Raw genomic sequence first — 26,292 nt, 5'->3', positions numbered from 1 at the left:
ACGTCGGCAGCACCGACTGCGCCCCTTCGGCCGCCTGCGCCCGCCCTCCGCAGAGGAGGCCGAGCGCGAGCAGTCCGCCGGCCACCAACGCCAGTTGCAGCGCACGACGCCCCGCCGCCGTACGCGACTCACGCGCGGCGGAACCGGGCAGAACGGCTGGCGAGGTCAAGACGGGGAGGATCCTCCGGTGCGGCGGAACGCGGACACGAAGCAGGGGTGCGGCGCGAAAGCCCGGAGAACACGGACCGCCCCACGGGCGTTGATCCTCGCACGCCCGGCCCACCGCCGCGCAAGCCCCCCAACCGCCAAATCATCATGTCCGGTTCACAAGACCTCTTTGACTTGATGCGGTCTCCTTCACAAGGTGTCCGGTACCGGGATCGGCCGCTTCTCGATCGCCGCGGCCATCACCTCGGGAAAGAGATCGGGCGTACAGGCGAACGCCGGTGCCCCGAGCGCGGCGAGCGCGGCCGCGTGCTCCCGGTCGTAGGCCGGCGCCCCCTCGTCCGACAGCGCGAGCAGCGCCACGAACTGCACCCCCGACGCCTTCATCGCCGCGACCCGCTTCAGCATCTCGTGCCGTATCCCGCCCTCGTAGAGGTCGCTGATGAGCACGACGACGGTCTCGGTCGGCCGGGTGATCTGCGACTGGCAGTACGCGAGCGCCCGGTTGATGTCCGTACCACCGCCCAGCTGGGTGCCGAACAGGACGTCCACCGGGTCGTCGAGCTGGTCGGTGAGATCGACCACCGCCGTGTCGAAGACGACGAGCCGGGTGTCGATGGACCGCATGGACGCCAGCACCGCCCCGAACACCGAGGCGTACACCACCGAGGCCGCCATCGATCCGGACTGGTCGATGCAGAGCACCACTTCCTTCTTCACCGACTGTGACGCCCGCCCGTACCCGATGAGCCGCTCCGGCACGATCGTCCGGTACTCGGGCAGGTAGTGCTTGAGGTTGGCCGCGATCGTGCGGTTCCAGTCGATGTCGTGGTGGCGCGGCCGGCTGATCCGGGCGCTGCGGTCCAGGGCGCCGGTGAGGGTGGCCCGGGTGCGGGTGGCCAGCCGCTTCTCCAGGTCCTCGACGACCTTGCGTACGACCGCCCGTGCCGTCTCCTTCGTCGTCTCCGGCATCGCCTTGTTGAGCGAGAGCAGCGTCCCTACCAGGTGCACATCGGCCTCCACCGCCTCCAGCATCTCCGGTTCCAGCAGCAGCGCGGCCAGCCCCAGTCGGTCGATGGCGTCGCGCTGCATGACCTGGACGACGGAGGACGGGAAGTACGTCCGGATGTCCCCGAGCCAGCGCGCGACCGACGGCGCCGACGCCCCCAGCCCCGCCGAACGCTCCCGTCCCGACTGCGGTCTGTCCCCCTTCCCGTAGAGGGCGGCCAGCGTCCCGTCCATCGCCGCGTCCCGCCCGGACAACGTGCAGCCGGTCCCGTCGGCGGCCTCGCCCCCGAGCACCAGCCGCCAGCGCCGCAGCCGTTCCCGGGCCGTGTCGTCGAGGCCGGTGGTGCCGTCCGTCAGGCCTGCTGTCATCTCCCCACCCCCACGAGGTCGTTGTCCGGTGTTGGCTCGTCGAGGCCGAGCAGCAGCCGCAGCACCGGCAGTACGGCGGCCGCGCGCTCCTCGTCCGCCTCGGCGCCGAAGCCCGGTGTCCCGCCGGCCTGCCCGGGCGCATCCGACCGCTCCCCCGGCCCGCGGCGCACCAACTCGCCGATCGTCCTGCGCACCCCCGGCTCGTACGCCGAGAACGTCCGCCGCAACAAGGGCAGTACGTCCGTGAACGCGTCCGCCGGCACCCCTGTGAGCCAGGTGTCGACGAGGCCGAGCAACCGCTCGTCGTGGACGAGCAGCATTCCGCCCCCGCCGCCCCCGACGAACCCCTCGACCCAGGCGGCCGCGTCCGCCGGCGGAGTCCCCGGCGAGAGCACCAGCCCCATCAGCCGAGCCGCCTCCTGTGGCTCCAGCTCTCCCTCGTCCAGCAGAATCCGTACCGCCCGCCCTCGCAGCACCCCGGGCACGGTGTCCCGCCCCGCCAGTGTGCGCAGCACCGCCCGCCAGCGACCCCGCAGATCACGGCCGCCGGAACCGGGCCCCGTCCCGGGCTCCCCGAGCAGTCCCACCGCCGTGTGCACCGCGTCCACATGGCCGCGCATCTCCTCCGCCGCGTCCGGGTCGAGAGCGGCGCAGGCCGGCGGGAGCCCGACGAAGACCCGCTCGGCGAGGCCCGCGGCCACCTCGGCGAGCGCTCCGGTGTCGGTACCCCGTACATCGCCGTAGCGCAGGGACCGGACCAGGGCCGGCAGGGCCTGGGCGAGTTGGCCGACGTCCGTGTCCAGCGCGGCCCGGTCGGCGAGGGCCCGCATCACCACCGGCAACGCGTCCGGCAGAGCGGCGAGCAGGCAGTGCTCGGCGAGCGCGGTGACGTCGGCGAGGGCGGTCGCCTGCGCCGCGTCGGTCTCGGCCCTGGCCGTCGCCGCACCCTCGACGGTCGTCCCCCATACCCCGGCCTCGGCGACCCGCACCGACAGCTCCGGCTCCCAGCGCAGCCGCCAGGTCTCCCGGAACGTGCCCGTGCTCCCCCGCGACTGCGTCTGCTCACCCCACCCGATGCCGAGCAGCCGCAGCCGGTGCAGGAGCCGGCTGCGCCCGGCGTCGGTCTCCTTGCGCAGGTCGAGCTCCAACTCCCGTTCCAGTGCTTCCGGCTTGAGCCTGAGCCGGCGCTGTTCCCGGGCCAGGTCGCGCTGCAGCGGCACCGCGGGCGCCGTCTCCGGCACCTCCCCGAGCACGTCCCCGACCACCAGCCGGTCGTGCACCAGCGCCAGCGGAACGTCCGAGCCCTCGCAGAGCACCGCCCGCACCGCGTCGGTGGTCTCGCCCAGGCCGGGCAGCGGGCGGCCACGCATCACCGCGAGCGTCTCGGCCAGCCGTACCGCCTCGATGACATGGGCCGAGGAGACGATCCGGTCCTCCTCGCGCAGCAGTCCGGCGACTTTGGTGAGCCACCGCTCGACCGGCCGGTCCGGGGCCCGGAACAGATGCCCGTACCAGCCCGGTGAGTCGATGCCCGCGCCGTATCCGCTCGACCGCGCCAGCCTGCGGTTGGTCCACGGCACCCAGGTCAGGTCCGTCTTGACCTTGGGCAGTCCTTTCAGCAGCTCCTTGTCGGCCGCCACAGTGCTCCGCGCGCGCAGCGCCGGCACATGCCACGCCCCGCACACCACCGCCACATCCTCGCCGAACTCCCGTTGCGCTGACCGTAGTTGGAGCCGCATGTACGCCTCGCGCACCGGGTCCCGGTCGCGCCCCCCGACCCCGTACGTCTCCCGCAGCACCTCCATCGCCTCCGCCACCGCGGCGAACGGGGCGAGCACGTCCCGCTCCCGCTCCCCGGTCCCGCCCCGGTGCTCGACGACGTCCTCCCACCAGCGCTCGGGGTCGTCGTAACCGGCGGCCTCGGCGAGGGCGGCGAGCGGGTCGACCCGCAGCCGCTCATCGGCGTCGGACTCACCGCCCGCGGCCTCGGGTTCGCCGGCCTCGGTCTCGGCGTCGGGTGCACCGGTCTCGGCGTCGACAGGCGTCGCCGCTTCCTCGCCCGCCCTCCCCCAGGCCAGCGTGTGCGTGGCCGGCAGGTCGATGAAGCGGGCCGGGACCTCGTGCTCCAGGGCCCAGCGGATGGCCACCCACTCGGGGCTGAAGTCGGCCAGCGGCCAGAAGGCCGAGCGGCCGGGCTCGTCCACGGCGTGCGCGAGGAGGGCGACCGGGGGCCGCATCTGCGGGTCGGCGGCCAGCGGGATCAGCGCATCGGCCTCGGGCGGCCCCTCGATCAGCACGGCCTTCGGCCGGACGGCCTGCAGGGCGGCCCGCACCGCCCGTGCGGAGCCGGGCCCGTGGTGCCGTACCCCGAGAAGCAGCGGCCCGGTCCGCCGCGCGGAGTCGCTCACGCGCTCACCTCCCGGCAGGCGCGGTAGAAGTCCTTCCAGTCGTCCCGCTCGCGGACGACCGTCTCCAGGTACTCCTGCCAGATGACCCGGTCGGCGGCCGGGTCGCGGACGACCGCGCCGAGGATGCCGGCCGCGACGTCGCCGGCCCGCAGCACGCCGTCGCCGAAGTGGGCGGCCAGGGCGAGACCGCTGGTGACGACGGAGATCGCCTCGGCCGTGGAGAGCGTGCCGCTCGGCGACTTCAGCTTGGTGCGGCCGTCCGTGGTGATGCCGTCACGCAGCTCCCGGAAGACGGTGACGACGCGGCGGATCTCCTCGATGCCGTCCGGCACGGCGGGCAGGTCGAGGGAGCGGCCGATCTGGTCGACGCGGCGCGCGACGATGTCGACCTCGGCGTCCGGGCTCTCCGGCAGCGGCAGGACGACGGTGTTGAAGCGGCGGCGCAGGGCGCTGGAGAGGTCGTTGACGCCCCGGTCGCGGTCGTTGGCGGTGGCGATCAGGTTGAAGCCGCGGACCGCCTGCACCTCCTGCCCCAGCTCCGGGATCGGCAGGGTTTTCTCGGACAGGATCGTGATCAGGGTGTCCTGTACGTCGGCCGGGATCCGGGTCAGCTCCTCGACTCTCGCCGTCATCCCCTCCGCCATGGCCCGCATGACCGGGCTCGGCACCAGTGCCTGCCGGCTCGGGCCGTTGGCCAGCAGCTGGGCGTAGTTCCAGCCGTAGCGGATCGCCTCCTCCGGGGTGCCGGCCGTGCCCTGCACCAGCAGGGTCGAGTCACCGCTGACCGCGGCGGCCAGGTGCTCGGAGACCCAGGTCTTGGCGGTGCCGGGCACGCCGAGCAGGAGCAGGGCGCGGTCGGTGGCGAGGGTGGTGACGGCGACCTCGACGATACGGCGGGGCCCGACGTACTTGGGTGTGATCACCGTGCCGTCCGGCAGGGTGCCGCCCAGGAGATAGGTGGCCACCGCCCAGGGCGACATCCTCCAGCGGGCCGGGCGGGGCCGGTCGTCCTGTGCGGCCAGCGCGGCGAGTTCAGCGGCGAAGGCGTGCTCGGCGTGCGGTCGCAGCGCACCCTCGGTGGTCGTCGGGTCGGTCGGTTCCACGGACACAGTCATGGCTGAGGCCCCCTCCAGCTCGGCCGGTTCGGATCTGGTGTCCACCGTGCACCACGCCACTGACAATCGCTCTGACCTGCACAAACATGCTCGCAGGGTCGATTGTCAGTGGGGGGATCTACCTTCGATGGCATGACTCAGCAGGGGGTGCGCTGGAGTGCGGACCAGGTGCTGGCACTGGCTCCTGACGCCGCGTCACGCAAGGCGGGAAGCAAGCTCGGAGCGGCGGGGCCGTGGTCCGAGGCGGGGAGTTGCGAGGAGGGGACCGTATGGGGACTGTGCAAGGGCAGCGGCAGCAAGCCGTACCAGACGATCGTGGACATCGCGGACCCGGCCGGGCTCGCGTACAAGTGCAGTTGTCCCAGCCGGAAGTTCCCCTGCAAGCACGCCCTCGGGCTGCTCCTGCTGTGGGCGGGCGAGGACGACACGGTGCCGGCGGTGGCGGAGCCGCCGGACTGGGCCGAGCAGTGGATCGCGGGCCGGCGCAAGCGCGCGGAGGACAAACGGACGGCGGGCGGCGGGAGTTCCCCGGCCGCCACTGACCCCGAGGCGGCCCGGCGGCGGGCGGAGCGGCGGGCCGAGCGGGTCACGGCGGGCGCCACGGAGCTGGAGCAGCGCCTGACCGACCTGCTGCGCGGCGGCCTGGCCGCGGCCGAGCAGGCGGGGTACGGCCTGTGGGAGGAGACGGCGGCCCGCATGGTCGACGCCCAGGCGCCCGGGCTGGCCGCGCGGGTGCGGGAGTTGGGTGCGATACCGGGCTCCGGGCCGGGCTGGCCGGTGCGACTGCTGGAGGAATGCGCCCTGCTGCACCTCCTCGACCAGGGCTGGCTGCGCCGCGACCGGCTCCCGGAGAGTCTCGCCGCCACCGTCCGCTCCCGTATCGGCCTGCCCGCCTCGGCGGACGGCCCGCCGGTGCGCGACCGCTGGCTGGTCCTCGCCCAGTACGACACGGCGGACGCGAAGCTGACGACCCGCCGGATCTGGTTGCACGGCGCCGACACGGGCCGTACGGCGCTGCTCCTCTCCTACGGCGCGGCCGGCCGCGCCCCGGAGCTGGCGCTGCCCGTCGGTCTCGCCCTGGAGGCGGAGCTCTCCGCCTACCCCGGCGCGGGCGAGCACCGCGCGGCCCTGGGCGAGCGGTTCGCCACGCCCACGCCCCTCTCGATCCGGCCGCCCGGCATGACGACGGCCCGGGCGGCGGCCCGGTACGGGGAGGCACTGCGGGAGGACCCGTGGCTGGAGTCGGTGCCGGTGACGCTGGGCCGGGTGGTGCCCGTCCAGGACGGCGACTCCTGGCAACTGGCCGACGCCGAGGACGACTTGGCGCTTCCTCTCTCTCCCGCCGCCCGCTCCCGTCCCGGCCTGTGGCGGCTGGTCGCTCTCTCCGGCGGGGCTCCCGTCACGGTCTTCGGCGAATGCGGCCACCGGGGCTTCACACCCCTGACGGCCTGGGCGGAGCACACGGGCGAAGCGGTACCGCTGTGCTGACCCGACCGACTCACGGAGCCCGGTCGCCTCGCACAACCCGACCGGCTCACGGGACCCGACCGGCTCACAGAGACGGGCCGACTCACGGGACCCGACCGGCTCACAGAGACGGGCCGACTCACGGGAACCGACGGACTCGCACAACCCGACCGGCTCACGGAGCCAGGCCGGCTCAAGGCACCCGATCAACTCGCACAACCCCACCGACTCGCAGAAGGGAAACCCCGTGACCGCTTGGGAAGACCTCGTCACCACGGCCCTGCTGGGCACGGACCGGCGTCCGCCCGCGACCGGCGGGCCAGGGCGGGAGGCTCCGGTGGCCCTGCTGGACGACGCGGCGGTGGCGACCGTACGGCGACGGGCCGGACTGCGGCCCGCGCAGGCCGCGCACCGCCCCGAACCGGCGCCCGAGGACCCGCGCCCCGCGCTCCCGGCCGCGGCGGCGCGCAGGCTGGCGATGCTGCTCTCCGACCGCCCCGGCACCGGTACCGGCGGTCGCCGGGGCACCTCGCCCGACCTCATGGAACTGCTGCCCCAGTGGCTCGCGGCGGCCAACACGCGCGGATTCGCCGCGCCCCCGCAGACGCTGCCCGCGCTGCTCGACGCGGCCCGCGGCCGTACCGACCTGCGGCCCGCCGCGCTGGCCTTCGCCGGGCCGCGCGCCCTGTGGCTGGCCCGGCTCAACCAGGACTGGCGGTTCGCGCTGCGCGCGGCCCCGGGCGGCGGCGCGAGCCTGCCCGGCCCCGAGGACAGCGGCGGGATACGGCGGCTGTGGCAGGAGGGATTGTTCGCCGAGCGGGTCGCGCTGCTGGCGGCGCTGCGGGCCCGCACGCCCGACGCGGCGCGCGAGCTGCTGGCCGGGACCTGGGCGACGGAGCGGGCGGAGGACCGGCTGATGTTCCTCGACTCGCTGCGCACCGGACTGGGCGCCGGGGACGAGCCGTTCCTGGAACTGACGCTGTCGGACCGGAGCCGTAACGTGCGGACGATGGCGGCGGAGCTGCTGTCCGCGCTGCCGGGCTCGGCGCTGGCGGGCCGGATGGCGGTGCGGGCCGGGGCATGTGTGGCCGTCGACCGCACGGGGGACGGCCCGGCGATCGCCGTGGAGGCACCGCCGGAGTGCGACCCGGGCATGGAGCGGGACGGAGTGGTGGCCAAACCGCCGAACGGACGCGGTGAACGGTCCTGGTGGCTGGGCCAGTTGGTGGAGGCGGCCCCGCTCGCCACCTGGCCGGCGCGGCTCGGCGGCCGTACGCCCGGGGAGATCGTGGCGCTGCCGGTCGCGGACGGCTGGCAGGGCGAGCTGCACGCGGCCTGGTGCCGGGCCGCCGTACGGCAGGGGGACGCGGAGTGGGCGCGAGCGCTGCTGGGGGTCCCGGCGGCGCCGGAGGCGGGCGGTCCGGGCGCGGTGTCCCTGGCCGAGCGGGCCAAGCTGCTGGGCACGCTGGACGGTGCGGAGCGGGCCGGGTGGGTGGCCGGGTTCATCGCGGCGCACGGCCTGTCGGAGGCGTTCCAGCTGCTCGGTGTCTGCGCCGTGCCGTGGTCGGCACCGCTCGGCCGAGCCGTGGTGGATGCCCTCAACATCGCTCGGGACGCCGGGAGTTATCCCTGGAGCTTCAGCGGGGTGATGGGCCTGGCCGAGCGCTGCCTGGATCCCGCGGAAGCGGGCCGGCTGGACGCGTTGCTGGCGGTGCCGGACGAAGGGGAGGACGCGTCACCGGGTGCCGGCGGGTACTGGGCCGAGGCGTTCCAGCGGCTCGCGACGACCTTGAGGCTGCGGGCGGTGATGCTGGAGGAACTGGGACCGGCCGGCGACTGAGCGCCCGGTGCCGCGAGGGCTCCCGGGGGGCTGCGCCGCCGAGCCCCCGGCGACGCGAACGGTCTCGTGCCCGGACGCGTCCCGGCCGTCCCGGCCCGGTCGCCGGGGTCAGGACGGATCGGATCGGGTCCGACCGGGCCGGATCGGATCGAGTCCGACCGGGCCGGATCGGGTTCGACCGGGCCGGATCGGGTCCGATCGGGCCGGGCCGGGCCGGACCGCCGTGACGTGAACGCGGGTCACGCCTCCGTGGGCTGCCGGACGTTCTCCCGTACCCACTCCACGATCGACGTCGTCGTCGCCCCGGGCGTGAAGATCGCGGCGACGCCCTTGTCCTTGAGGGGGGCGATGTCGTCCTCGGGGATGATGCCGCCGCCGAAGACGAGGATGTCCTCGGCGTCACGCTCCCTGAGGAGGTCGATGACCGCGGCGAACAGGGTGTTGTGGGCACCGGAGAGAATGGAGAGGCCGATCGCGTCGGCGTCCTCCTGGATGGCCGTGTGCACGATTTGTTCCGGCGTCTGGTGGAGTCCGGTGTAGATGACCTCCATGCCCGCGTCGCGCAACGCCCGCGCGATGACCTTGGCCCCGCGGTCGTGGCCGTCGAGCCCCGGCTTGGCGACCACCACGCGGATCGGACCGGCTGCCACACCCATCACTGCCTCCATGACCATGAAACGAACACGCCACGATGCGTGCGTAGCGACAAGTACCGCACATTCGGCGCGTTCCGCCACCCGTCTCCAGTGAACGAACGTTATCTCCAGCATCCCGCAACCGGCAGTTTCGCGGAGGTTACCGAGGGGGAAATCACACACAGTGGGACACGTCAGGGAGCCGCAGCGTGGTCCGCGGGGGCAACAGGGGCACGCGACGCGGCCCGTCGTCGTACCCTCGCCACCTCCGCTCGGCCTCCCACGAGGGCACACGGGGGACAGAGCCGTCCTCCGCGCGCCGACAGGAGGTCGGCCGATGAAGGTCACCGCGGCACTCGAGCCCTTCGTCCCGCTCTGCCGTCGTCTACTGCCCGGCAGACTCGCCGGCCTGTCGCTGGCCCTCCTGAAATCGACCGCACTGGAAGCCGCGATCCTGGCCGGGCACCTGCTGCTCTATCCCACCGGCCTGACCCCGGAGCGCCGCTCCCCCGCCCAGCCCGCGCCGCAGGACGGCACGGCCCTGCTGCCGGTCCGGACGGCCCCGCCGGTCGTGCTGCTGCACGGGTTCATCGACAACCGCTCGGTCTTCGTCCTGCTGCGCCGCACCCTCGCCCAGCACGGCGGCCAGCGCGTCGAGTCGCTCAATTACTCGCCGCTGACCTGCGACATCCGCACCGCCGCCGGCTTGCTGGGCCGGCACATAGAGGAGATCTGCCAGCGCACCGGCAGCCGCCGGGTCGACATCGTCGGGCACAGCCTCGGCGGCCTGATCGCCCGCTACTACGTCCAGCGGCTCGGCGGTGACTACCGCGTCCGCACCCTGGTGACGCTCGGCACCCCGCACTCCGGCACCCGGGTCGTGCCGCTCGCGGACGCGCACCCGATCGTGCGGCAGATGCGCCCCGGCTCGGAGGTCATCGAGGAGCTGACCTGGCCCGCGCCCGGCTGCCGTACCCGGTTCGTCAGCTTCTGGAGCGACCTCGACTCACTGATGGAGCCGGTCGAGACGGCCCGGATCGACCACCCGGACCTCGTGGCGACGAATGTGCAGGTGACCGGGATCGGTCACCTGGCCCTGCCCGTCCACCCGGCGGTCGCGACCGGCATACGGCAGGCCCTCGACGAGGTGCACTCGGAGGAGCGGGTCGCGGACGGCCTGACGGTGGCCTGACAGCACCCCGAGGACGAACCGGGTGAGTCGGGTATTCGGGGTGGTTCGGGCGGGCAACGATCGCAGGGCACCACCTATTTGGACCCCCACACTCTCGAACACTCCTCGAACACAAAGCCAAACCCGCGCCCGTCGTCCCCCGAAACACGGCCGAATGCCCGTTTCCCGAAACCACGAAACCTGTTGAAGATTGTCGCGCCCGTATACCGCCGGGTACAGTCGCCGCACTGCTCTGGCAGCCCCTGTTGTCGAGGCGAAAGAGAAGTTGGTGAACGACCGTCACCCGTCGGGGACCATGACCACCCCGGCCCCGGCTTCCGACGCCGACCAGGCGCACTACGCGCCGTACGGCACCCAGGAAGCCCAGTACGGCGACTTCACCACGTACGGCGACCACGGCGCTGCCGGCACCTCGTTCCACAGCGACCCGCTCTTCGGCCATCTCCCCGGCGAGACCCAGGCCACCGGCGCGTACGACGCCACGCAGTGGCAGACGACCGGCCACCACACGCTGAACTACGACCCGTACGCGGCCCAGCACCACGCCGCCTACGACTCCGGCGCCTACGACAGCACCGCGTGGACCATCCCGTCGCAGACCGCGCATACCGCGCAGGCGACACAGGGCACGGTCGGCGACGGCAGCGGCCACTGGGACGCGAACGCCTGGCTCCAGCCCGACCAGTCGCACCCGGCCGGCGCCACCCAGCAGTGGGAGTGGGGCACCCAGGTCTTCGACACCGGCACGTACGACGCCACGCAGTGGAACTCCGACGGCACCCCGGCGCAGCCCGCGGAGCCGGAACACGAGCACCAGCACGAGACGCGGTCCGCCGAGCCCTTCGAGCACTCGGCGACCCAGATGTTCGAGCAGGTTCCCTTCGAGCAGGTCGCCTACGACGAGTTCGAGGAGTACACGGAAGACTCCACGGATGCCGGGGAGTTGACCGCGACCGGTGAGCTACCTGCAGTAACGCCCCTGCTGGAGGACCAGGAAGAGGTCACCCCGGCCGCTCCGGCCGCGACACGCGCCGGCGCCCGCGCTGGGGCGCGTTCCCGTCGTCGTACGCCCGCCAAGCGCTCCGCGCTGCTGACCGTCGCCGTGCCCTCGGCCTGTGTGATGGGGGTCGCCGGAATCGCGGCCGCCTCCGTCGGCACCCTGACCGGCGGCGAGGGCCAGGACACCACCGCCTCCGCCTCGGACGCGCAGTCGGTGAAACCGTCCGCCGCCAACAGCAAGCTGGACGCCCAGCTGAGGACGCTCTCGGCGGGCGCCGACGACTTCGCGGACCGGGCCAGCCGGACCCAGGAACGCATCGACCTCAAGACCCAGCAGGAAGCCGAGAAGAAGAAGGCGGCGGCGGAGGCGGCCCGCAAGGAGCGACTGCGCCCCAAGTACGTCCTCCCGGTCACGCAGCGGGGGCTCAGCGCCTACTTCGGCCAGGCCGGCGTGAACTGGATGTCCGTCCACACCGGCATCGACTTCCCCGTCTCCTACGGCACGACGGTGATGGCCGCGACCGACGGCGTCGTCTCCACCAAGTGGAACAGCGCCTACGGCAACATGATGATCGTGACGGCGAAGGACGGCACGGAGACCTGGTACTGCCACCTCTCGTCGTACCGCGTCGCCTCGGGTACGACCGTGAAGGCCGGCGATCCGATCGCGTACTCCGGGAACTCCGGGAACTCGACCGGCCCGCATCTGCACTTCGAGGTCAGGCCGGCGGGAGGCTCCGCCATAGACCCGCTGCCGTGGCTGCGGAGCCACGGACTCGACCCGACCTGATCCTGAGCCTGGTCCTGATCCTGGCCTCGTCCTGGTCGGCAAGCACTGATCAGTGAGCCCCCATCCAGCAGGCCCCGATCGGTGAGCCCCGCTCGTGGCAGCGGGGCTCAGCCTTCTGTCCTCACAGCGCTCAATGCGGCTACAGCTTCTCCACCGGCGCGTACCGCAGCAGCAGCCGCTTCGGCTTGGTGTCGCCGAAGTCGATCGTCGCCTCCGCGTTGCCGCCCGTGCCCTTCACCCCGACGACCGTACCGAGGCCGAACTGGTCGTGGGTGACCCGGTCGCCGACGGCCAGTGAGACCACCGGCTTCTCCGAGGTCCGCCGGGTGGCGAAGCCGGACGCGCCGGACGCCGAGGAGCGCGAACGGGTCGAGGAGAGCGAGGCCGCCACGCCCGACACGGGCCCGGAGGACACCGGCGCCATCGCCCCGGTCCGCTTCCACTCCAGATACCCGGCCGGGATCTCCTCCAGGAAGCGCGAGGGCGGGTTGTACGAAGGCTGCCCCCAGGCGCTGCGCATCGCCGACCGCGTGAGATACAGCCGCTCCCGCGCGCGCGTGATGCCGACGTACGCGAGGCGGCGCTCTTCCTCCAGCTCCTTGGTCTGGCCGAGGGCGCGCATGTGCGGGAAGACGCCGTCCTCCATGCCGGTCAGGAAGACCACCGGGAACTCGAGGCCCTTGGCGGTGTGCAGGGTCATCAGGGTGATGACGCCGGAGCCGTCCTCGTCCTCGTCGGGGATCTGGTCGGAGTCGGCGACCAGCGCCACCCGTTCCAGGAAGGCGGACAGCCCGCCCGACGCCTCCTCCGCCCCGGACTCCTGCTCGAACTCCAGCGCCACGGAGGCGAGTTCCTGGAGGTTCTCGATCCGGGTCTCGTCCTGCGGGTCGGTGGAGGCCTGCAACTCGGCGAGATAGCCGGTGCGTTCCAGGATCGCCTCCAGGACGGTGGCCGGTCCGGCGCCGGACTCCACGACCGTACGGAGGTCCTCCATCAGCGTGTTGAACCGCTTGACCGCGTTGGTCGACCGGGCGGCCATGCCGTACGCCTCGTCGACGCGCCGGAGCGCCTGCGGGAAACTGATCTTCTCGCGCTGGGCGAGGGCGTCGATCATCGCCTCCGCGCGGTCGCCGATACCGCGCTTGGGGACGTTGAGGATCCGGCGCAGCGGGACGGAGTCCTCGGGATTGGCGAGGACCCGGAGGTAGGCCAGGACGTCCCGGACCTCCTTGCGCTCGTAGAAGCGGACACCGCCGACGACCTTGTAGGGCAGGCCGACGCGGATGAAGATCTCCTCGAAGACACGGGACTGCGCGTTGGTGCGGTAGAAGACGGCGACATCGCCCGCCTTCGCCTCGCCCGCGTCCGTCAGACGGTCTATCTCGTCGGCGACGAACTGTGCCTCGTCGTGCTCGGTGTCGGCGACGTAGCCGGTGATCTGCGCGCCCGCGCCCGCGTTGGTCCACAGGTTCTTCGGGCGGCGGGACTCGTTGCGCTCGATGACCGCGTTGGCGGCGGAGAGGATCGTCTGTGTGGAGCGGTAGTTCTGCTCCAGGAGGATCGTCGTCGCGTTCGGGTAGTCCTCCTCGAACTGGAGGATGTTGCGGATCGTCGCGCCCCGGAAGGCGTAGATCGACTGGTCGGCGTCACCGACGACGCAGAGCTCGGCGGGCGGGAGGTCCTGCTCACCCGGCGGCACGTCCGCCTCGTGCGCGCCGGTGCCGACCAGCTCGCGCACGAGGGCGTACTGGGCGTGGTTGGTGTCCTGGTACTCGTCGACCAGGACGTGCCGGAAGCGGCGGCGGTAGTGCTCGGCGACGTCCGGGAAGGCGCGCAGCAGGTTGACCGTCGTCATGATCAGGTCGTCGAAGTCGAGGGCGTTCGCCTCACGCAGCCGCGACTGGTACATGGCGTAGGCCTGGGCGAGGGTCTTCTCGAAGCCGTCGCTCGCCCGGGCGGCGAAGTCCTCCTCGTCGACCAGCTCGTTCTTGAGGTTGCTGACCTGGGCGCTGAAGGACTTCGGCGGGAAGCGCTTGGGATCGAGGTCCAGGTCGCGGCAGACCAGGGCCATCAGGCGCTTGGAGTCCGCGGCGTCGTAGATCGAGAAGGAGGAGGTGAAGCCGAGCTTCTTGCTCTCCCTGCGCAGGATCCGCACGCAGGCGCTGTGGAAGGTCATCACCCACATCGCGTTGGCGCGCGGGCCGACGAGGTGCTCGACGCGCTCCTTCATCTCGCCCGCGGCCTTGTTGGTGAAGGTGATCGCGAGGATCTGGCCCGGGTGTACGTTCCGCGCGCCGAGCAGGTGCGCGATGCGGTGGGTGAGCACGCGCGTCTTGCCGGATCCGGCGCCGGCCACGATCAGCAGCGGGGAGCCGGCGTGCACGACCGCCGCCCGCTGGTTCTCGTTCAGCCCCTCCAGGAGCGCGGCCGCGTCCAGGGCCGGGCGGGCGGCGCCGTCGCGGTAGTAGGCGTCCCGGTCCGGGGGCGCGTCGAACTGCCCGCCGAACAGGTCGTCCGGAATCGGCTCCGGTACGTGCTCGTCCTCGGGCGGCGGCGGGGGTTCCTCCTCGTGGCCGCGCGGGGGCTGGAGGCTCGCCAGGAAGCTGTCGTCAAAGAGGCTGCTCATCGCTCTCCGAGTCTAGGGCGCCCCACCGACAACCGGTCCCCACCCCGGAAACTCACCGCGGTCACCCACCAGAATCGGCCCCTCACGGTCAGCGATCACACACCGTGAGCACGGGCGTGCCCGTCAGCCGGGGGCGCGGACCACCCGGCCGCACCGGACAAGTAGCCGCATACCATCCCCGATCGACCGATCCACCCGAGCCGCAACGCCAAGGTCACGAAAATGTATCGGGCATATCGCACATCAAACTTCACACAGAGCACACGAGTTGGCTACCGTGCCGAGCAGGCCGTACGACCCCCACCGGCGAACGTCGCCGGGCCGCACGGCCTCCGCCGAGTCCAGGGTGCCACCGCGCACCCGGAGCCGGGGACCCACACCGAACCTTGGGGTGAATCGGTCCCGCCTTCCCACCGGGGAACGGACCGTAGGGCAACCCTTCCGAACCACCCGCCCGAACCCGACAGCTAACTCGGTAGGCGGAGCATGGAAGGAGTCGCCCCCGTTGGCGTCGCACCGCAAGTCACGTCCGTCCGCAACGCGCGTAGCAGGCATACGCACCCCCGCCCTGGCCACCGCCGCCCTCACCTCCGTGGCCCTGCTCTCCCAGACGGCCAACGCCGCGCCCTCCGAGGACGGCAAGCCCAGCCTGGAGGAGGTCGAGAAGAAGGTCGACGCCCTCTACCGGCAGGCCGAGTCGGCGACCGAGAAGTACAACGCGGCCAAGGAGAAGACCGGCAAGCAGCGCAAGCAGGTCGACACCCTGCTCGATGACGTCGCCACGCGCACGGACCGGCTCAACAAGGCGCGTGAGGAACTGGGTTCCTTCGCCGCGGCCCAGTACCGGACCGGGGCCAGCGCACCCGACACGGCGACCTTCCTGCTCGCGGACAGTCCGCAGGACTACTTCGACCAGACGCAGCTGATGAATCGGCTGACCTCGCGTCAGAAGGACGCGGTCGACGACTACGCCACACAGCAGTCCGCGACCATGGCGAAGCGACAGGAGGCCGCCAAGAGCCTGGAGACGCTCACCGACACCCAGGACGACCTCAGGACCGCCAAGAGCACCGTCCAGACGAAGCTGGCCTCCGCGCGGGATCTGCTGTCGCAGCTGACCGCCCAGGAGAAGGCGCGGCTGGCGGAGATCGAGAAGAAGCAGCAGGCGGAAGCGGCACGCAAGGCGGCGGAGCTCGCGAAGCAGCAGGCGGCGGCCGCGAGGGACGCGTCGTCGACGTCGACCTCCAGCGGCTCCTCTTCGTCCTCTTCGCCCTCTTCCTCCTCCCCGTCCGACTCCGCCTACGGGACGAAGGCCGCCAAGGCGATCGCCTTCGCCCGTGCGCAGGTCGGAAAGCCGTACGTCTGGGGCGCCACCGGCCCCGGCTCCTACGACTGCTCCGGCCTCTCCCAGGCCGCCTGGAAGGCCGCCGGCGTCTCCCTGCCGCGCACCACGTACGACCAGGTGAACGCCGGCACCACCGTCTCCCTCGCCGACGCCCAGCCCGGCGACCTGGTCTTCTTCTACGACGACATCAGCCACGTCGGCATCTACATCGGCGACGGCATGATGATCCACGCCCCGAAGCCCGGCGCGTACGTCCGGGAGGAGTCGATCTACTACGGCGGCGAGTCGATCATCCACAGCGTGGTGCGACCGGCCTGAGGGGCGCGCGCGCCAGGGGGGCGCGCCGCGATGGCGCGTGCGCGGAGCGCGTGTGGTGAGGGCCGGGCGCGCCCGGATGCCCACGCGCGAGCGTGCGCGTCTCCACCCCGCGCCACACCGCACCCCAACCCCTCACGCGCCCTCTCACCCTCAGGCCCGCTCCCCCGCCGGCGCGTTGGCGGTCACCCGCGCCGCGCCGGGAAAGGCTTCCTGAGGGTCACGTCCACAGCACGGCGATGAAGATGTTCGCCATGGTCAGCAGGCCCACCAGGCCGAAGGCACCCTTCTCCACCTTCTCGTCGTCCCGCTTCACGTAGACGAGGCCGAGGATCACGATCAGCAGCGCGAGCTTCACGCCGATCTTGATGGTGTTGACGTGGTGGTCGTCGGCCTCGTTGAGGCCTACCAGGATCACGCCGGTCGCGAGCATGGTGAACGCGCCGTGCAGCATCCCGGGGACGAAGCGGGCCGTGCCCTGGCCCATCGCCTTCATCTGGGTGAGGAAACCGCCGAGGAGCGCGGCGATGCCGATGATGTGCAGGCCGACGAAGAGATGGATGAGTACGCCCATGGCCCCGGAGCCTAATCAGGGTCCCCCGGGGCGCCGGGCACCGGCCCCTCCATCCACACCCACCATCGCCCTCCGCCCGCCGCCCATCGCCCATCGCCCATCGCCCGCCGCCCTCCGCCCGCCGCCCTCCGCCCACCGCCCGCCGCCCGCCGCCCGCCGCCCGCCGCCACGGCATCGCATATATGCACCCCATAGCACCCCGCACGCCCCGCTCACCCAGGAACCGCCGCTTCGGTCATCCCGCCCCGTGAAGCCGACGGCTCCGGACCGGAATCCCGGTCACATACCGTCGGGTAACGATCCGGTCACACCAATTCCGTGCATCGCGTTACCCGGCCGACACAGACCGGCCTAGCGTCCTCCCCCAGGTGACCGACTCCCCACCGCCGCCCGGGCCAGGGGCGGCAGTCGGACACCACCGCCGAGAAAGTCCGGCGGCGGCCCGCTCCCCCTGTGCGGGCCGCCGCCGGACGCGTAATCCGCACCCCTGCGGCCGTATACGCGCTTCCCCTGGCGTGCGTACGGACCCCACGGCGGTCGTACGAAAGGACGTGACCAGTCCAGGTGGCAGCGCACCGCAAGCCCCGACAGCGCTCGCTCAGCGGCAGTACGGCCCGCACGGCCGCCACCATTGCCCTGGCGGGCGCGGCCACCGCGACGGGCTTCGAAGGGACCGGACACGCCGAGCCGCAACTGACACCGGCGCAGGTGAAGACCACGGTGGACCAGCTGTACCAGGAGGCCGAGGCGGCCACCGAGAAGTACGACGGGGCGAAGGAGAAGGCCGACACCGCACAGCGGCGGCTCAAGGCGCTGCAGGACGAGACCGCCCGCAAGCAGGACAGGCTCAACTCCGCGCGGGACGCGCTCGGTCTGGCCGCGGCCGCGCAGTACCGCGACGGCGGTATCGACCCGGCATGGCAACTGGCTCTCTCCAGCGATCCCGACCAGTACCTGGACAACGCCGCGTTCGCCGAACGGGCCGGTGCCGCGCAGGCCGGCGCGGTGGCGCGGGTGCGCCGACAGCTGCGGGAGATCGAGCAGCTGCGCGGCGCGGCGCACGTCGAGCTGACCTCGCTGCGGTCCCGGCAGGCCGAGCTGAAGCGGCAGAAGACCACCGTCACCGGCAAGCTGGCCGAGGCCCGGCGGCTGCTGGACCGGCTCTCGCCGCAGCAGCGGGCGGCGGTCACGGCGGACGGCGACTCCGCGCGCGCCTCCCGTTCGGCCTCCGGCGCCCGCGCCACTCTGGCCCCGGGCGACGTCGCCGCCCCCGACTCCCGGGCCGCAGCCGCCGTGGCGTACGCATACTCCAAGCTCGGCAGCCCCTACGTCTGGGGCGCGACCGGCCCCGACGCCTTCGACTGCTCGGGACTCGCCCAGGCCGCCTACCGCTCCGCGGGCATCTCCCTCCCCCGTACCACCTACGCCCAGATCAACGCCGGCCGCCGCGTCTCCCGCTCCGAACTCCAGCCGGGCGACCTGGTGTTCTTCTACTCGGGCATCAGCCACGTCGGCATCTACATCGGCAACGGACAGATGATCCACGCCCCCAATCCGTCGGCGCCGGTACGGGTCGCCCCCATCGACGAGATGCCGTTCGCCGGGGCGACACGGGTGGTGTGAACCCCGTCGGCCACCATGCGGATCCGGGGCCTCCCGGCGCCGGCTCAGACCAGGCGGCGCGCGGTCGCCCAGCGGGTCAGCTCATGCCGGTTGGACAGTTGCAGCTTCCGCAGCACCGCCGACACATGGGACTCGACCGTCTTGACGGAGATGAACAGCTGCTTGGCGATCTCCTTGTAGGCGTAGCCACGCGCGATCAGGCGCAGGACCTCGCGCTCGCGCTGGGTGAGACGGTCGAGGTCCTCGTCTACCGGCGGGGCGTCGGTGGAGGCGAAGGCGTCCAGGACGAACCCGGCCAGCCGCGGGGAGAAGACGGCGTCGCCCTCCTGCACCCGGAAGATCGAGTCGACCAGGTCGGTGCCGGTGATCGTCTTGGTGACGTAGCCGCGGGCGCCGCCCCGGATCACCCCGATCACATCCTCGGCCGCGTCCGACACGGACAGCGCGAGGAAGCGCACCGGCCGTTCGGCGTCCGCCGCCAACGGGGCGCACCGGCGCAGCACTTCGACCCCGCCGCCGCCCGGAAGATGCACATCGAGGAGCACCACCTCGGGCCGGGTCGCGGTGATCACCGTGACCGCCTGGTCGACGTCGGCGGCCTCGCCGACCACCTCGACGCCGGTCTGCTCGGTCTGGCCGATCTCGGCCTGCACACCGGTACGGAACATCCGGTGGTCGTCGACGAGGACCACGCGCACCCGACGCCCGGCCTTCTCCGTGCCTTCCGCCGGGCCGTTCGCCTCGGTCGCGTCGCTCATGACGTGTTCTCCGCCCTCTCCATCTCCAACTCGACCTCCGTGCCGCCGCCCGGAACGGACCGCAGCCGTGCCGTACCGCCGTGGCGCTCCATGCGGCCGACGATCGATTCTCTGACACCCATGCGGTCGGCGGGTATCGAGCCGAGGTCGAAGCCGGGACCGCGGTCGCGGACGGACACGAAGACCGTCCTGCCCTCGGCTTCGGCGTAGACCTGGACGGCGCCGCCCTCGCCACCGTACTTGGCGGCGTTGACCATCGCCTCGCGCGCGGCCTGCATCTGCGCGCCCGTCCGCTCGTCGAGCGGGCAGTCGCCGACCACCACGACCTCGATGGGGACGCCGTGCTTGTCCTCGACCTCCGCGGCGTTGCGCCGGACCGCTTCGGCGAGGGTGGTGGGCTCGTCGGCCTCGTCCTTGCCGGTGCCCTCGGGCTTGTACAGCCAGGTGCGCAGGTCGCGCTCCTGGGCGCGGGCGAGGCGGCGCACCTCGTTCGCGTTCTCCGCGTTGCGCTGGATCAGGGTCAGGGTGTGCAGCACGGAGTCGTGGACATGGGCGGCGACCTCGGCGCGCTCCTGGGCGCGGATACGCATCAGCCGCTCCTCGGAGAGGTCCTGGGTCATCCGCACGAGATACGGCCCGGCGAGCAGCGTGATGCCGACGAGCACGGCGAGCGAGGCCTGGAGCACCGCCCCGATGTGCGCGGCGGAGCCCTGCATCACGAAGACGCCCGAGACGCCCGCCGTGACGAGCAGGACGCCGACGCCCGCGCGCAGCAGCGAGAGCGTACGGCGCCGACTGCCCACCTCGACCCAGCGGGCCCGGCGGGCGTTGTCCGCCTGCCGCCAGACCAGCGCGACACCGGCGGCGACCAGGACCGCGGGCAGGAGATAGGCCTTGGCGCCGCTGGTGAGGTTGACACTGCCCACGAACACGAGGGAGACGACGACCATCAGCAGCAGCGCGACGATCTGGCCTCGGTCGGGTCTGCGGGCGACGAGTCTGCGGCGGCCGTCCGCCGAGGTCTCGGTGGTGACCAGGGAGGGCGGCTTCTGGTCGCCGACGCCGCCGAGACCGAGGGGCACGAAGAACCAGAACGCGGCATACAGCAGCGCGCCGAGGCCGTTGGCCATGAACAGGCCGACGAAGACGAGCCGCACCCACACGACGGGCAGGCCGAGATGCCCGGCGAGGCCCCGCGCCACCCCACCGAGCCAGCGGCCGTCGCTGCTGCGGTAGAGCTTGCGCGGCGGCCGCGGGTCGTCGAGGGGCACTGCTGCGGCTTCCGGCATGCCATCGATGTTCACACGCCACAAGTCCCCGGGCATCAGGGTCGGCCCCCGATACTCCCCTGATCTTCGGTTTTCCCGAGGCCCGGTTCGAACGCCTCCCGGCCCGGCCTCGGGGCCGATTTCAGGGTTCGGCCAGGGTCATCCCGACTGCCGTTGCGGCGGCTCGCCCGTCACCATTGACTCATGACTGATCACGAGCACGCCGCGACGGGTCCGGGACCCGGCCCCGGCCCGCGGCCCGCCCCGGGCCCCGGGCCGTCGGATGCCGCGTCCGCCGCGGCGGAGGCGGCCGGGACAGGGGCGCCCGAGACGGAGGCCGACGCCACCGGCACCGGCGCGGAGGCGCTGCCCCGGTTCCGGCGCGACCGCCGGCACAAGATGATCGCGGGCGTGTGCGCGGGGCTCGGCCGGCACACCGACCTGGACCCGGTGATCTTCCGCATCACCCTGGCCGTGCTGGCCGCGACCGGTGGCATCGGGCTCCTCTTCTACGGCTTCGTCTGGCTCTTCGTGCCCTACGAGGACGACGAGGAGAACGAGGTCCGCAAGCTGCTGACCGGAAGGGTCGACGGGCAGGCCCTGGCGGCCGTGCTGTTCGCCCTGGTCGGCTGCGGAGTCCTGCTGACGATGATCAGGAACGGCGGGGTGCTGGCGTTCGCCGTCGTCCTCTCCGTTCTGCTGGCGGGCGCCGGGTACTGGTCGCGGCGGCGCGGCGCCCCGGACCCCGACCCACTGGCCGCTCAGACGGTCGCCGACGCCCCTCCGGAGGCCCAGGCACCGCCGATCTCGATCACCTACCCGTCCTGGTGGCGCGACCCGATCGTCAAGGACGGCACGCATGTCGGTGGCACCGGCTATCTGTGGGGCCCCGCCGACGCCCGCGGCCGCAACGTCCCGGGACTCGACTTCCGGCTGAGCACCCCGTGGGTCCACGGCCAGGACATACGCGCCCGGCAGAGCACGCCCCCGAGGCCGCGCGGACCGCGCTGGATCGGCGGCTGGATCTTTCTGTTCGCCCTGCTGGCGGGTGGCCTGGGCACGGGCCTGACCTGGGACGCACACCCGCTGGGCACCAGCCTCCAGGCTGGTCTGGCCGGTGCGCTGATCGTGTTCGGCCTGGGCACGGCGGTCAGTTCGTTCCTGGGACGCACGGGGGCCGGCTCGCTGTTCCTCGCGCTCGTCACGGCGGGTCTGCTCGCGGCGTCGACGGCCCTGCCGTCCGACATCAGCACCCACTGGACGCGCGAGTCCTGGACCCCGGCGACGGCGGCCCAGGTGGAGTCGGGGTACGACCTGGGGACCGGGGTGGCCACCCTGGACCTGAGGCACATACGCGTCGCCGAGGGGCAGACGGTGTCGACGGCCGCCGAGGTGGGGGCGGGCCGGCTGAAGATCGTCGTGCCGGCGGACGTGACCGTGCGGATGAGTATCGACGTGGGGGTGGGCGACATTCAGTTGCCCGGTGACGACAAGAAGGACGTGGACGTGGAACCGGGCAAGCACAAGGACGTGACGCTGCGGCCGACGGGCGGCGCGAAGAAGACGGGCACGCTCGACCTGGATCTCCAGGTCGGCGCGGGACAGGTGGAGGTGAGCCGTGCTGCGGCATGAGTTCCAGCCCGGACGGCTGATCGTGGGCGTCTTCCTGACGGCGACGGGGGTCGCCTACGCCGGTGACGCGGGGGGCCTGTGGACGACCGAGTGGTTCGCGGCCATCCCGCTGATGGTGGTCGGCCTCTTCCTGGCAGGCGTGACCGCGGCCCTGACCCGGGCGATACGCAGGCGCCGCCGCGCACCGGAGAGCTGACGGAGAGCCGAAGGGCTAGCGCAGGCCGCCGGACCTTTGTCGGCGCCGGGAGCGCAGCATCGCGTCCAAGGAGAGGTAGGGGGCGCCGGCCAGGACCAGGGGCAGCCAGGCCATCAGGTAGGCGAGGTCGTTGCCGTAGTAGTACGGGGAGTTGGCCCAGCTGATGGTCAGCCAGAGGCTGAGCGAGATCAGCGCACCGCCGAGGGCGGCCAGGCGGGCCAGCAGGCCGAAGAGGGTGCCGAGGCCGACGGCGAGTTCGCCGATGGCGATCGCGGTGCCGAAGCCGACGGGGTTCTTCAGTGCCAGGTCGACCAGGGCCGGGATCGCGGCGGAGTCGCGGACCCCGCGCATGATGTCACCGACCGAGCCCGCGCCGCCCGACTTCAGGAAGGCGCTGTCGGTCAGCTTGTCCAGACCGGCGTAGATAAAGGTGACGCCCAGGAAGATCCGCAAGGGAAGGAGGGCGTATCGGGTGGCGGTATCGCGCAGTCCACGATCGCCGTCGAGATACGGGGGGTGCGTGTCCGTACGAATGCCGTGAGTCATCGTCACTAGCCGCCTCTCGCCGCTGTACCCAGGGCCCCTCAACAGACCATACGTACGACAATCGCGACCCGCTCAATCCTCCTCCGGATATTTTTAGGAATTTCGGCCGGTCCACGTCACCCACCCGCAGGCCGCCCTCACCCGGCCGCCCCACCCCGGCCGGCCGCCCACGGATCCCCTCCCCCGGTCCCCTCACTCGGTCTACTCGGTCACCTCGACCACGCACCGGTTGGTGGCCGCCCCGGCCGCCGTCACCACCTGGATCTCGACCGAGCCGGGTTCCACCTCGGCGGGTACGGGGACGGTGAGGACGCTGTCCGTGGGGTTGCTGAAGCCTCCGGTGACGGGGACCAGGGGCACGTGGACGTTGACCGCGCCGACGCGGACGACCATGCGGGAGAGGCGGTCGGCGGTCTGGGCGCCGGGCGGGACGAAGCCGCTGCCACGGATCTCGATGTCGTCGCCCGTGCGGATGGGTGCGTCCAGGTCACCGGCCTCGCGGGCGCGGACGACGGAGAGGATGACCGGGCGGCCGCCCTCGGCGTACTTGCCGGCGAGGTAGGTCGCGGCGGAGATCAGGACCACCGTCGCGAGGCCCCAGGGCAGGTCGGGAAGCTGGTCGGGGCGGCGGGCGAGGCGTACGGCGGCGAAGACGAGGGCGACGGCGCTGATCACGACGTACTGGATGTCGGCGAAGGTGCCCCGGCCGGCGTCGTCGGTGAGCAGGTCGGCCGCGCGGGGGCGATGTGCGCGCACCTTCTGCAGACGCTGGCCGAGGATGCGCAGGCCGACCACCCGGCGCACCAGGACCGCGATGCCGCTGACCACGGCGAGGACGGTCACCACACCGGCGCCGCGGGCGAGGTCGAGGCCGGAGATGAGGGAATCCCGGTCGGCGGGAGAGGAGGCGACGGCCAGGCGGCCGGCCAGCACGAGTACGGCGTAGGCGACGAAGAGGACCCAGGAGGCGGCCACGGTGCGGGAGGTGGACATGCGGTTGTCCTCGCCGATCACGGGGGCGAGCACGCCGCCGCGCGAGCGGTGGAACCAGGAGGCGGCGGTCAGCGCGAGGGCGACGACCACGGCGGCGACCAGTCCGGCGGTACGGGCGCTGGTCCAGCCGGCGCCGATCGCGGTGAGGGACTGGGCGAGCAGTGTGATCACGACGGCCGCCCAGACCGTGACCACGGTGCGCAGCCAGAGCCGGGCGAGCCAGGCCTCGCCCTCGGCCCGGCCGCGTTCGGCGACCACCTCGGCGGACTGGGAGAGTTCCTCGGAGACCCACTGGCGAGAAGCGGAGGCGGAGTGGGCCACCGCCGCCGGCAGCCCCTGGCCGGCCGCGAACTCCTCGCGTTTGAGGAGGAATTCGGCGACCGCCCGCCGATGCCCCTCGCGTGCTCCGTGCGGACAGTCCCCGCACGTACACCCGCCCCCGTGGACACCCGAAACGGCGCCCTGCCTCGCCTCCTGCACCGCCACGCCCGACGCCTGCCTTCCCCACGCCCGGGGCACGACGCGCAGGGCCCTCCCCGGGGCCGGACTACGCCGTGCAACTCCCTTGTGTCGAGAGCGAATTGTGCCCTACGCCACGCTGTCCGCGTTCAGCAGGTTGGTCACGACGGGTGAAGGTACGGCCGACAGGTTGACCCGGCTGCGAGAATTCCCCCATGGCCGAGATCATCCAGCGGGACGGGACCTGGGCCTTCGACGGCAGCACGGTCCGGATCACGCCGGGACGCCATCGCTCCGTGCCGCTGTTCCGGCAGACGTACGGGGAGATCGCCGTACCGCTGGAGGCGGTGTCGGGGGTGGTGTACGAGCCGGAGCGCAAGCGCGGGCGGCTGCGGATGCGGCTGCGCGAGGGCGCGGATCCGTTGCTGCAGGCGACGGGCGGGCGGCTGCCGGAAGCAGCGGATCCGTATCTGCTGACGGTGGACGGGGACCGGTCCGGGGTCGCGGAGTACGTCGTGGCGGAGATCCGGCAGGCGCTGCTGCTGGACCAGATCCCGACGGAGCCGACGAAGGCGTACCTGCTGCCGGGGCCGCCGGTGCCGGTGTCGGTGCGTTCCTCGGACGGCACGGTGTCGTTCGACGGTACGCAGGTGCGGATCGACTGGGCCGACACCGCCGACCGGGTCAAGCGGGCGACCGGGCCGCGGATCATCGGGCTCGGCGAGCTGGTGCAGGTGGAGTGGCTGCCCAACTCCGGTTACGAGGACGGCTTTCTGCGGTTCGTCACCCGGGAGACGGTGTTCTCGAAACTGCCGGCGGAGCGCGACCCCTACGCCCTGGACCTGTGGGGCAGTGTCCGCCGCGATCTGCTGACGGCGCTGGTCGCGGCGGCGGTCACGGCCCGGCTGCCGCATCCCTCGGCCCGCGCGGGCGCGGAGTACGCCGACCGGGACCGGCCGCCGGCGGCCGTGCCGCGCCAGTCGGCCGACCATCACGACATACTGCTGCGCAGGCTGCGGGAGTTGGGCGAGCTGCACCGGGACGGGGTGCTCACGGACGAGGAGTTCGCGCTGACGAAGGCGGCCGTGCTCAGGGGTTTCTGAGGCCGCTAGCTCAGCAGGTCCGGTTCGGCGCGGCTGATGTCCTGCCACAGCGGCTGGTAGTTGATCCAGGCCACCAGGTCGCCGCCCAGCTGTTCCCGGGTGGCGACGGCAAGTTTGTGGTCGATGAGCAGCGGGCGCCCGGCCGCCTTCGCGGTCAGCTGGACCTGCGCGGACTTCTCCATCGACAGGAACCACCAGGCGGCCGCGTCCACCGAGTCGCCGACGGTCAGCAGCCCGTGGTTGCGCAGCACCAGTGCCTTGCGGGAGCCGAGGGCGCCGGCGATCCGGCGGCCCTCCTCGGCGTCGACGGCGACCCCGGTGTAGGCGTCGTAGAGGGCGTGGTCCTCGTAGAAGGCGCAGCTCTCCTGGCTGATGGGGTCGAGCAGGTCGCCGACGGCGGACAGGGCGCGGCCGTGCACGGAGTGGCAGTGGGCGACGGCGACGACGTCCGGGCGGGCCGCGTGCACCTGGGCGTGGACGGTGAAGGCGGCCTGGTTGACGTGGTAGCGGCCCTCGATCACCTGACCGTCCTGGTTGGCCAGCACGAGGTCGCTGACGGTGACGTGCTTGAACGGCATGCCGAACGGGTTGACCCAGAAACAGTTCGAGTACTCGGGGTCGCGGGCGGTGATGTGCCCGGACACCCCGTCCTCGAGTCCGGCCCGGCCGAAGATCCGCAGCGCGCCCGCGAGCCGCTCCTTGCGATGCCGGCGCTCGTCGTCGAGCGAGTCGTGCATCGGCGGCATCGCGAACCGGAGCTGATCGGTGGGCAGCGGCAGGGGCGGAGTCGGCCCGTGCATAGGTCCTCCAGCACTGGGTTTGTGTTACGGCCGGAAGTTACCGTCGGTCAGCGCAGGAAAACAGAG

The 26,292-nt window shown here is 72.5% G+C and carries 20 protein-coding genes and 1 riboswitch; of the genes, 9 read left to right on the top strand and 11 right to left on the bottom strand.

Going from position 1 to position 26,292, the window contains the following annotated elements; genetic code table 11:
* Nucleotides 1-357: 357 nt before the first annotated feature.
* Genes ACWDGI_RS01860 through ACWDGI_RS01850 form a run of 3 tightly spaced genes read right to left on the bottom strand, consistent with a single transcriptional unit; the run spans nt 358 to nt 5,065 of the window.
* Nucleotides 358-1,542 carry a VWA domain-containing protein gene (locus ACWDGI_RS01860; RefSeq protein ID WP_450754334.1) on the bottom strand — a complete coding sequence of 395 codons (1,185 nt, stop codon included), beginning with the start codon at nt 1,540-1,542 and terminating at the stop codon, nt 358-360.
* A complete protein-coding gene (locus tag ACWDGI_RS01855; protein ID WP_450754332.1) occupies nt 1,539-3,950 on the bottom strand; it encodes a DUF5682 family protein in 2,412 nt (803 codons plus the stop codon). Before ACWDGI_RS01855 ends, ACWDGI_RS01860 begins: the two co-directional genes overlap by 4 nt.
* A complete protein-coding gene (locus ACWDGI_RS01850) occupies nt 3,947-5,065 on the bottom strand; it encodes an ATP-binding protein (protein ID WP_450754330.1) in 1,119 nt (372 codons plus the stop codon). Before ACWDGI_RS01850 ends, ACWDGI_RS01855 begins: the two co-directional genes overlap by 4 nt.
* 132 nt (nt 5,066-5,197) lie before the next feature.
* Between ACWDGI_RS01850 and ACWDGI_RS01845 the strand changes: the two genes are divergently transcribed.
* Nucleotides 5,198-6,553, top strand: coding sequence for an SWIM zinc finger family protein (locus tag ACWDGI_RS01845; RefSeq protein ID WP_450754328.1), 1,356 nt, complete (start codon nt 5,198-5,200; stop codon nt 6,551-6,553).
* A gap of 226 nt (nt 6,554-6,779) precedes the next feature.
* Nucleotides 6,780-8,372: a DUF5691 domain-containing protein gene (locus tag ACWDGI_RS01840; protein WP_450754326.1), complete on the top strand. Its 1,593-nt coding sequence runs from the start codon at nt 6,780-6,782 to the stop codon at nt 8,370-8,372.
* A 239-nt stretch (nt 8,373-8,611) separates the two neighbouring features.
* Here the strand turns inward: ACWDGI_RS01840 and ACWDGI_RS01835 are convergent, their stop codons facing one another.
* Nucleotides 8,612-9,028, bottom strand: coding sequence for a cobalamin B12-binding domain-containing protein (locus ACWDGI_RS01835; protein ID WP_450754324.1), 417 nt, complete (start codon nt 9,026-9,028; stop codon nt 8,612-8,614).
* Between the two features lie 316 nt (nt 9,029-9,344).
* Here ACWDGI_RS01835 and ACWDGI_RS01830 point away from each other — a divergent pair, with 316 nt between their 5' ends.
* Together ACWDGI_RS01830 and ACWDGI_RS01825 are read left to right on the top strand one after the other, a co-directional pair.
* Nucleotides 9,345-10,199 (top strand): esterase/lipase family protein, encoded by an 855-nt coding sequence (locus ACWDGI_RS01830; RefSeq protein ID WP_450754322.1) that lies wholly within the window; start codon nt 9,345-9,347, stop codon nt 10,197-10,199.
* A gap of 268 nt (nt 10,200-10,467) precedes the next feature.
* On the top strand, nt 10,468-11,988 hold the full coding sequence (locus ACWDGI_RS01825) for a M23 family metallopeptidase (RefSeq protein WP_450754320.1): 1,521 nt from the start codon (nt 10,468-10,470) through the stop codon (nt 11,986-11,988).
* A gap of 139 nt (nt 11,989-12,127) precedes the next feature.
* Here ACWDGI_RS01825 and pcrA read toward each other — a convergent pair whose 3' ends face one another.
* A complete protein-coding gene (gene pcrA, locus ACWDGI_RS01820) occupies nt 12,128-14,614 on the bottom strand; it encodes a DNA helicase PcrA (RefSeq protein WP_450754318.1) in 2,487 nt (828 codons plus the stop codon).
* Nucleotides 14,615-14,937: 323 nt separating this feature from the next.
* A riboswitch (cyclic di-AMP (ydaO/yuaA leader) is annotated at nt 14,938-15,111 on the top strand.
* Nucleotides 15,112-15,119: 8 nt separating this feature from the next.
* On the opposite strand from pcrA, the gene ACWDGI_RS01815 reads away from it, so the two are divergent.
* Complete coding sequence (locus tag ACWDGI_RS01815) at nt 15,120-16,277, top strand: NlpC/P60 family protein (RefSeq protein WP_450754316.1); 1,158 nt, start codon at nt 15,120-15,122, stop codon at nt 16,275-16,277.
* Nucleotides 16,278-16,494: 217 nt separating this feature from the next.
* Here ACWDGI_RS01815 and ACWDGI_RS01810 read toward each other — a convergent pair whose 3' ends face one another.
* A complete protein-coding gene (locus ACWDGI_RS01810) occupies nt 16,495-16,848 on the bottom strand; it encodes a hypothetical protein (protein WP_450754315.1) in 354 nt (117 codons plus the stop codon).
* 564 nt (nt 16,849-17,412) lie between these two features.
* Here ACWDGI_RS01810 and ACWDGI_RS01805 point away from each other — a divergent pair.
* Nucleotides 17,413-18,471, top strand: a complete 1,059-nt coding sequence (locus tag ACWDGI_RS01805) for an NlpC/P60 family protein (RefSeq protein WP_450754313.1) — start codon at nt 17,413-17,415, stop codon at nt 18,469-18,471.
* 44 nt (nt 18,472-18,515) lie between these two features.
* Here the strand turns inward: ACWDGI_RS01805 and ACWDGI_RS01800 are convergent, their stop codons facing one another.
* Together ACWDGI_RS01800 and ACWDGI_RS01795 are read right to left on the bottom strand one after the other, a co-directional pair.
* Nucleotides 18,516-19,229, bottom strand: a complete 714-nt coding sequence (locus ACWDGI_RS01800; RefSeq protein WP_450754311.1) for a LuxR C-terminal-related transcriptional regulator — start codon at nt 19,227-19,229, stop codon at nt 18,516-18,518.
* Complete coding sequence (locus ACWDGI_RS01795; protein ID WP_450754309.1) at nt 19,226-20,518, bottom strand: ATP-binding protein; 1,293 nt, start codon at nt 20,516-20,518, stop codon at nt 19,226-19,228. The genes ACWDGI_RS01800 and ACWDGI_RS01795 overlap by 4 nt, the downstream gene beginning before the upstream one ends.
* Before the next feature lie 183 nt (nt 20,519-20,701).
* On the opposite strand from ACWDGI_RS01795, the gene ACWDGI_RS01790 reads away from it, so the two are divergent.
* Nucleotides 20,702-22,129 carry a PspC domain-containing protein gene (locus ACWDGI_RS01790; protein ID WP_450754307.1) on the top strand — a complete coding sequence of 476 codons (1,428 nt, stop codon included), beginning with the start codon at nt 20,702-20,704 and terminating at the stop codon, nt 22,127-22,129.
* Nucleotides 22,116-22,325 carry a hypothetical protein gene (locus tag ACWDGI_RS01785; protein ID WP_450754305.1) on the top strand — a complete coding sequence of 70 codons (210 nt, stop codon included), beginning with the start codon at nt 22,116-22,118 and terminating at the stop codon, nt 22,323-22,325. The genes ACWDGI_RS01790 and ACWDGI_RS01785 overlap by 14 nt, the downstream gene beginning before the upstream one ends.
* Nucleotides 22,326-22,340: 15 nt before the next feature.
* On the opposite strand, the gene ACWDGI_RS01780 is transcribed toward ACWDGI_RS01785, so the two are convergent.
* On the bottom strand, nt 22,341-22,871 hold the full coding sequence (locus ACWDGI_RS01780; protein ID WP_450754303.1) for a DoxX family protein: 531 nt from the start codon (nt 22,869-22,871) through the stop codon (nt 22,341-22,343).
* A gap of 201 nt (nt 22,872-23,072) precedes the next feature.
* A complete protein-coding gene (locus ACWDGI_RS01775; protein WP_450754301.1) occupies nt 23,073-24,350 on the bottom strand; it encodes a hypothetical protein in 1,278 nt (425 codons plus the stop codon).
* A 188-nt stretch (nt 24,351-24,538) separates the two neighbouring features.
* Here ACWDGI_RS01775 and ACWDGI_RS01770 point away from each other — a divergent pair, with 188 nt between their 5' ends.
* A complete protein-coding gene (locus tag ACWDGI_RS01770; RefSeq protein ID WP_450754299.1) occupies nt 24,539-25,426 on the top strand; it encodes a DUF4429 domain-containing protein in 888 nt (295 codons plus the stop codon).
* 5 nt (nt 25,427-25,431) lie between these two features.
* Here the strand turns inward: ACWDGI_RS01770 and ACWDGI_RS01765 are convergent, their stop codons facing one another.
* The gene (locus ACWDGI_RS01765; RefSeq protein ID WP_450754297.1) at nt 25,432-26,226 is read right to left on the bottom strand and encodes a class II aldolase/adducin family protein; all 795 of its coding nucleotides are present in this window, start codon (nt 26,224-26,226) and stop codon (nt 25,432-25,434) included.
* Nucleotides 26,227-26,292: the final 66 nt, after the last annotated feature.

The sequence above is a fragment of the Streptomyces sp. NPDC001220 genome (assembly GCF_053597895.1).
The sequence above is the reverse complement of the archived record's forward strand: the minus strand, read 5'-3'. Positions and strand labels throughout refer to the sequence as shown.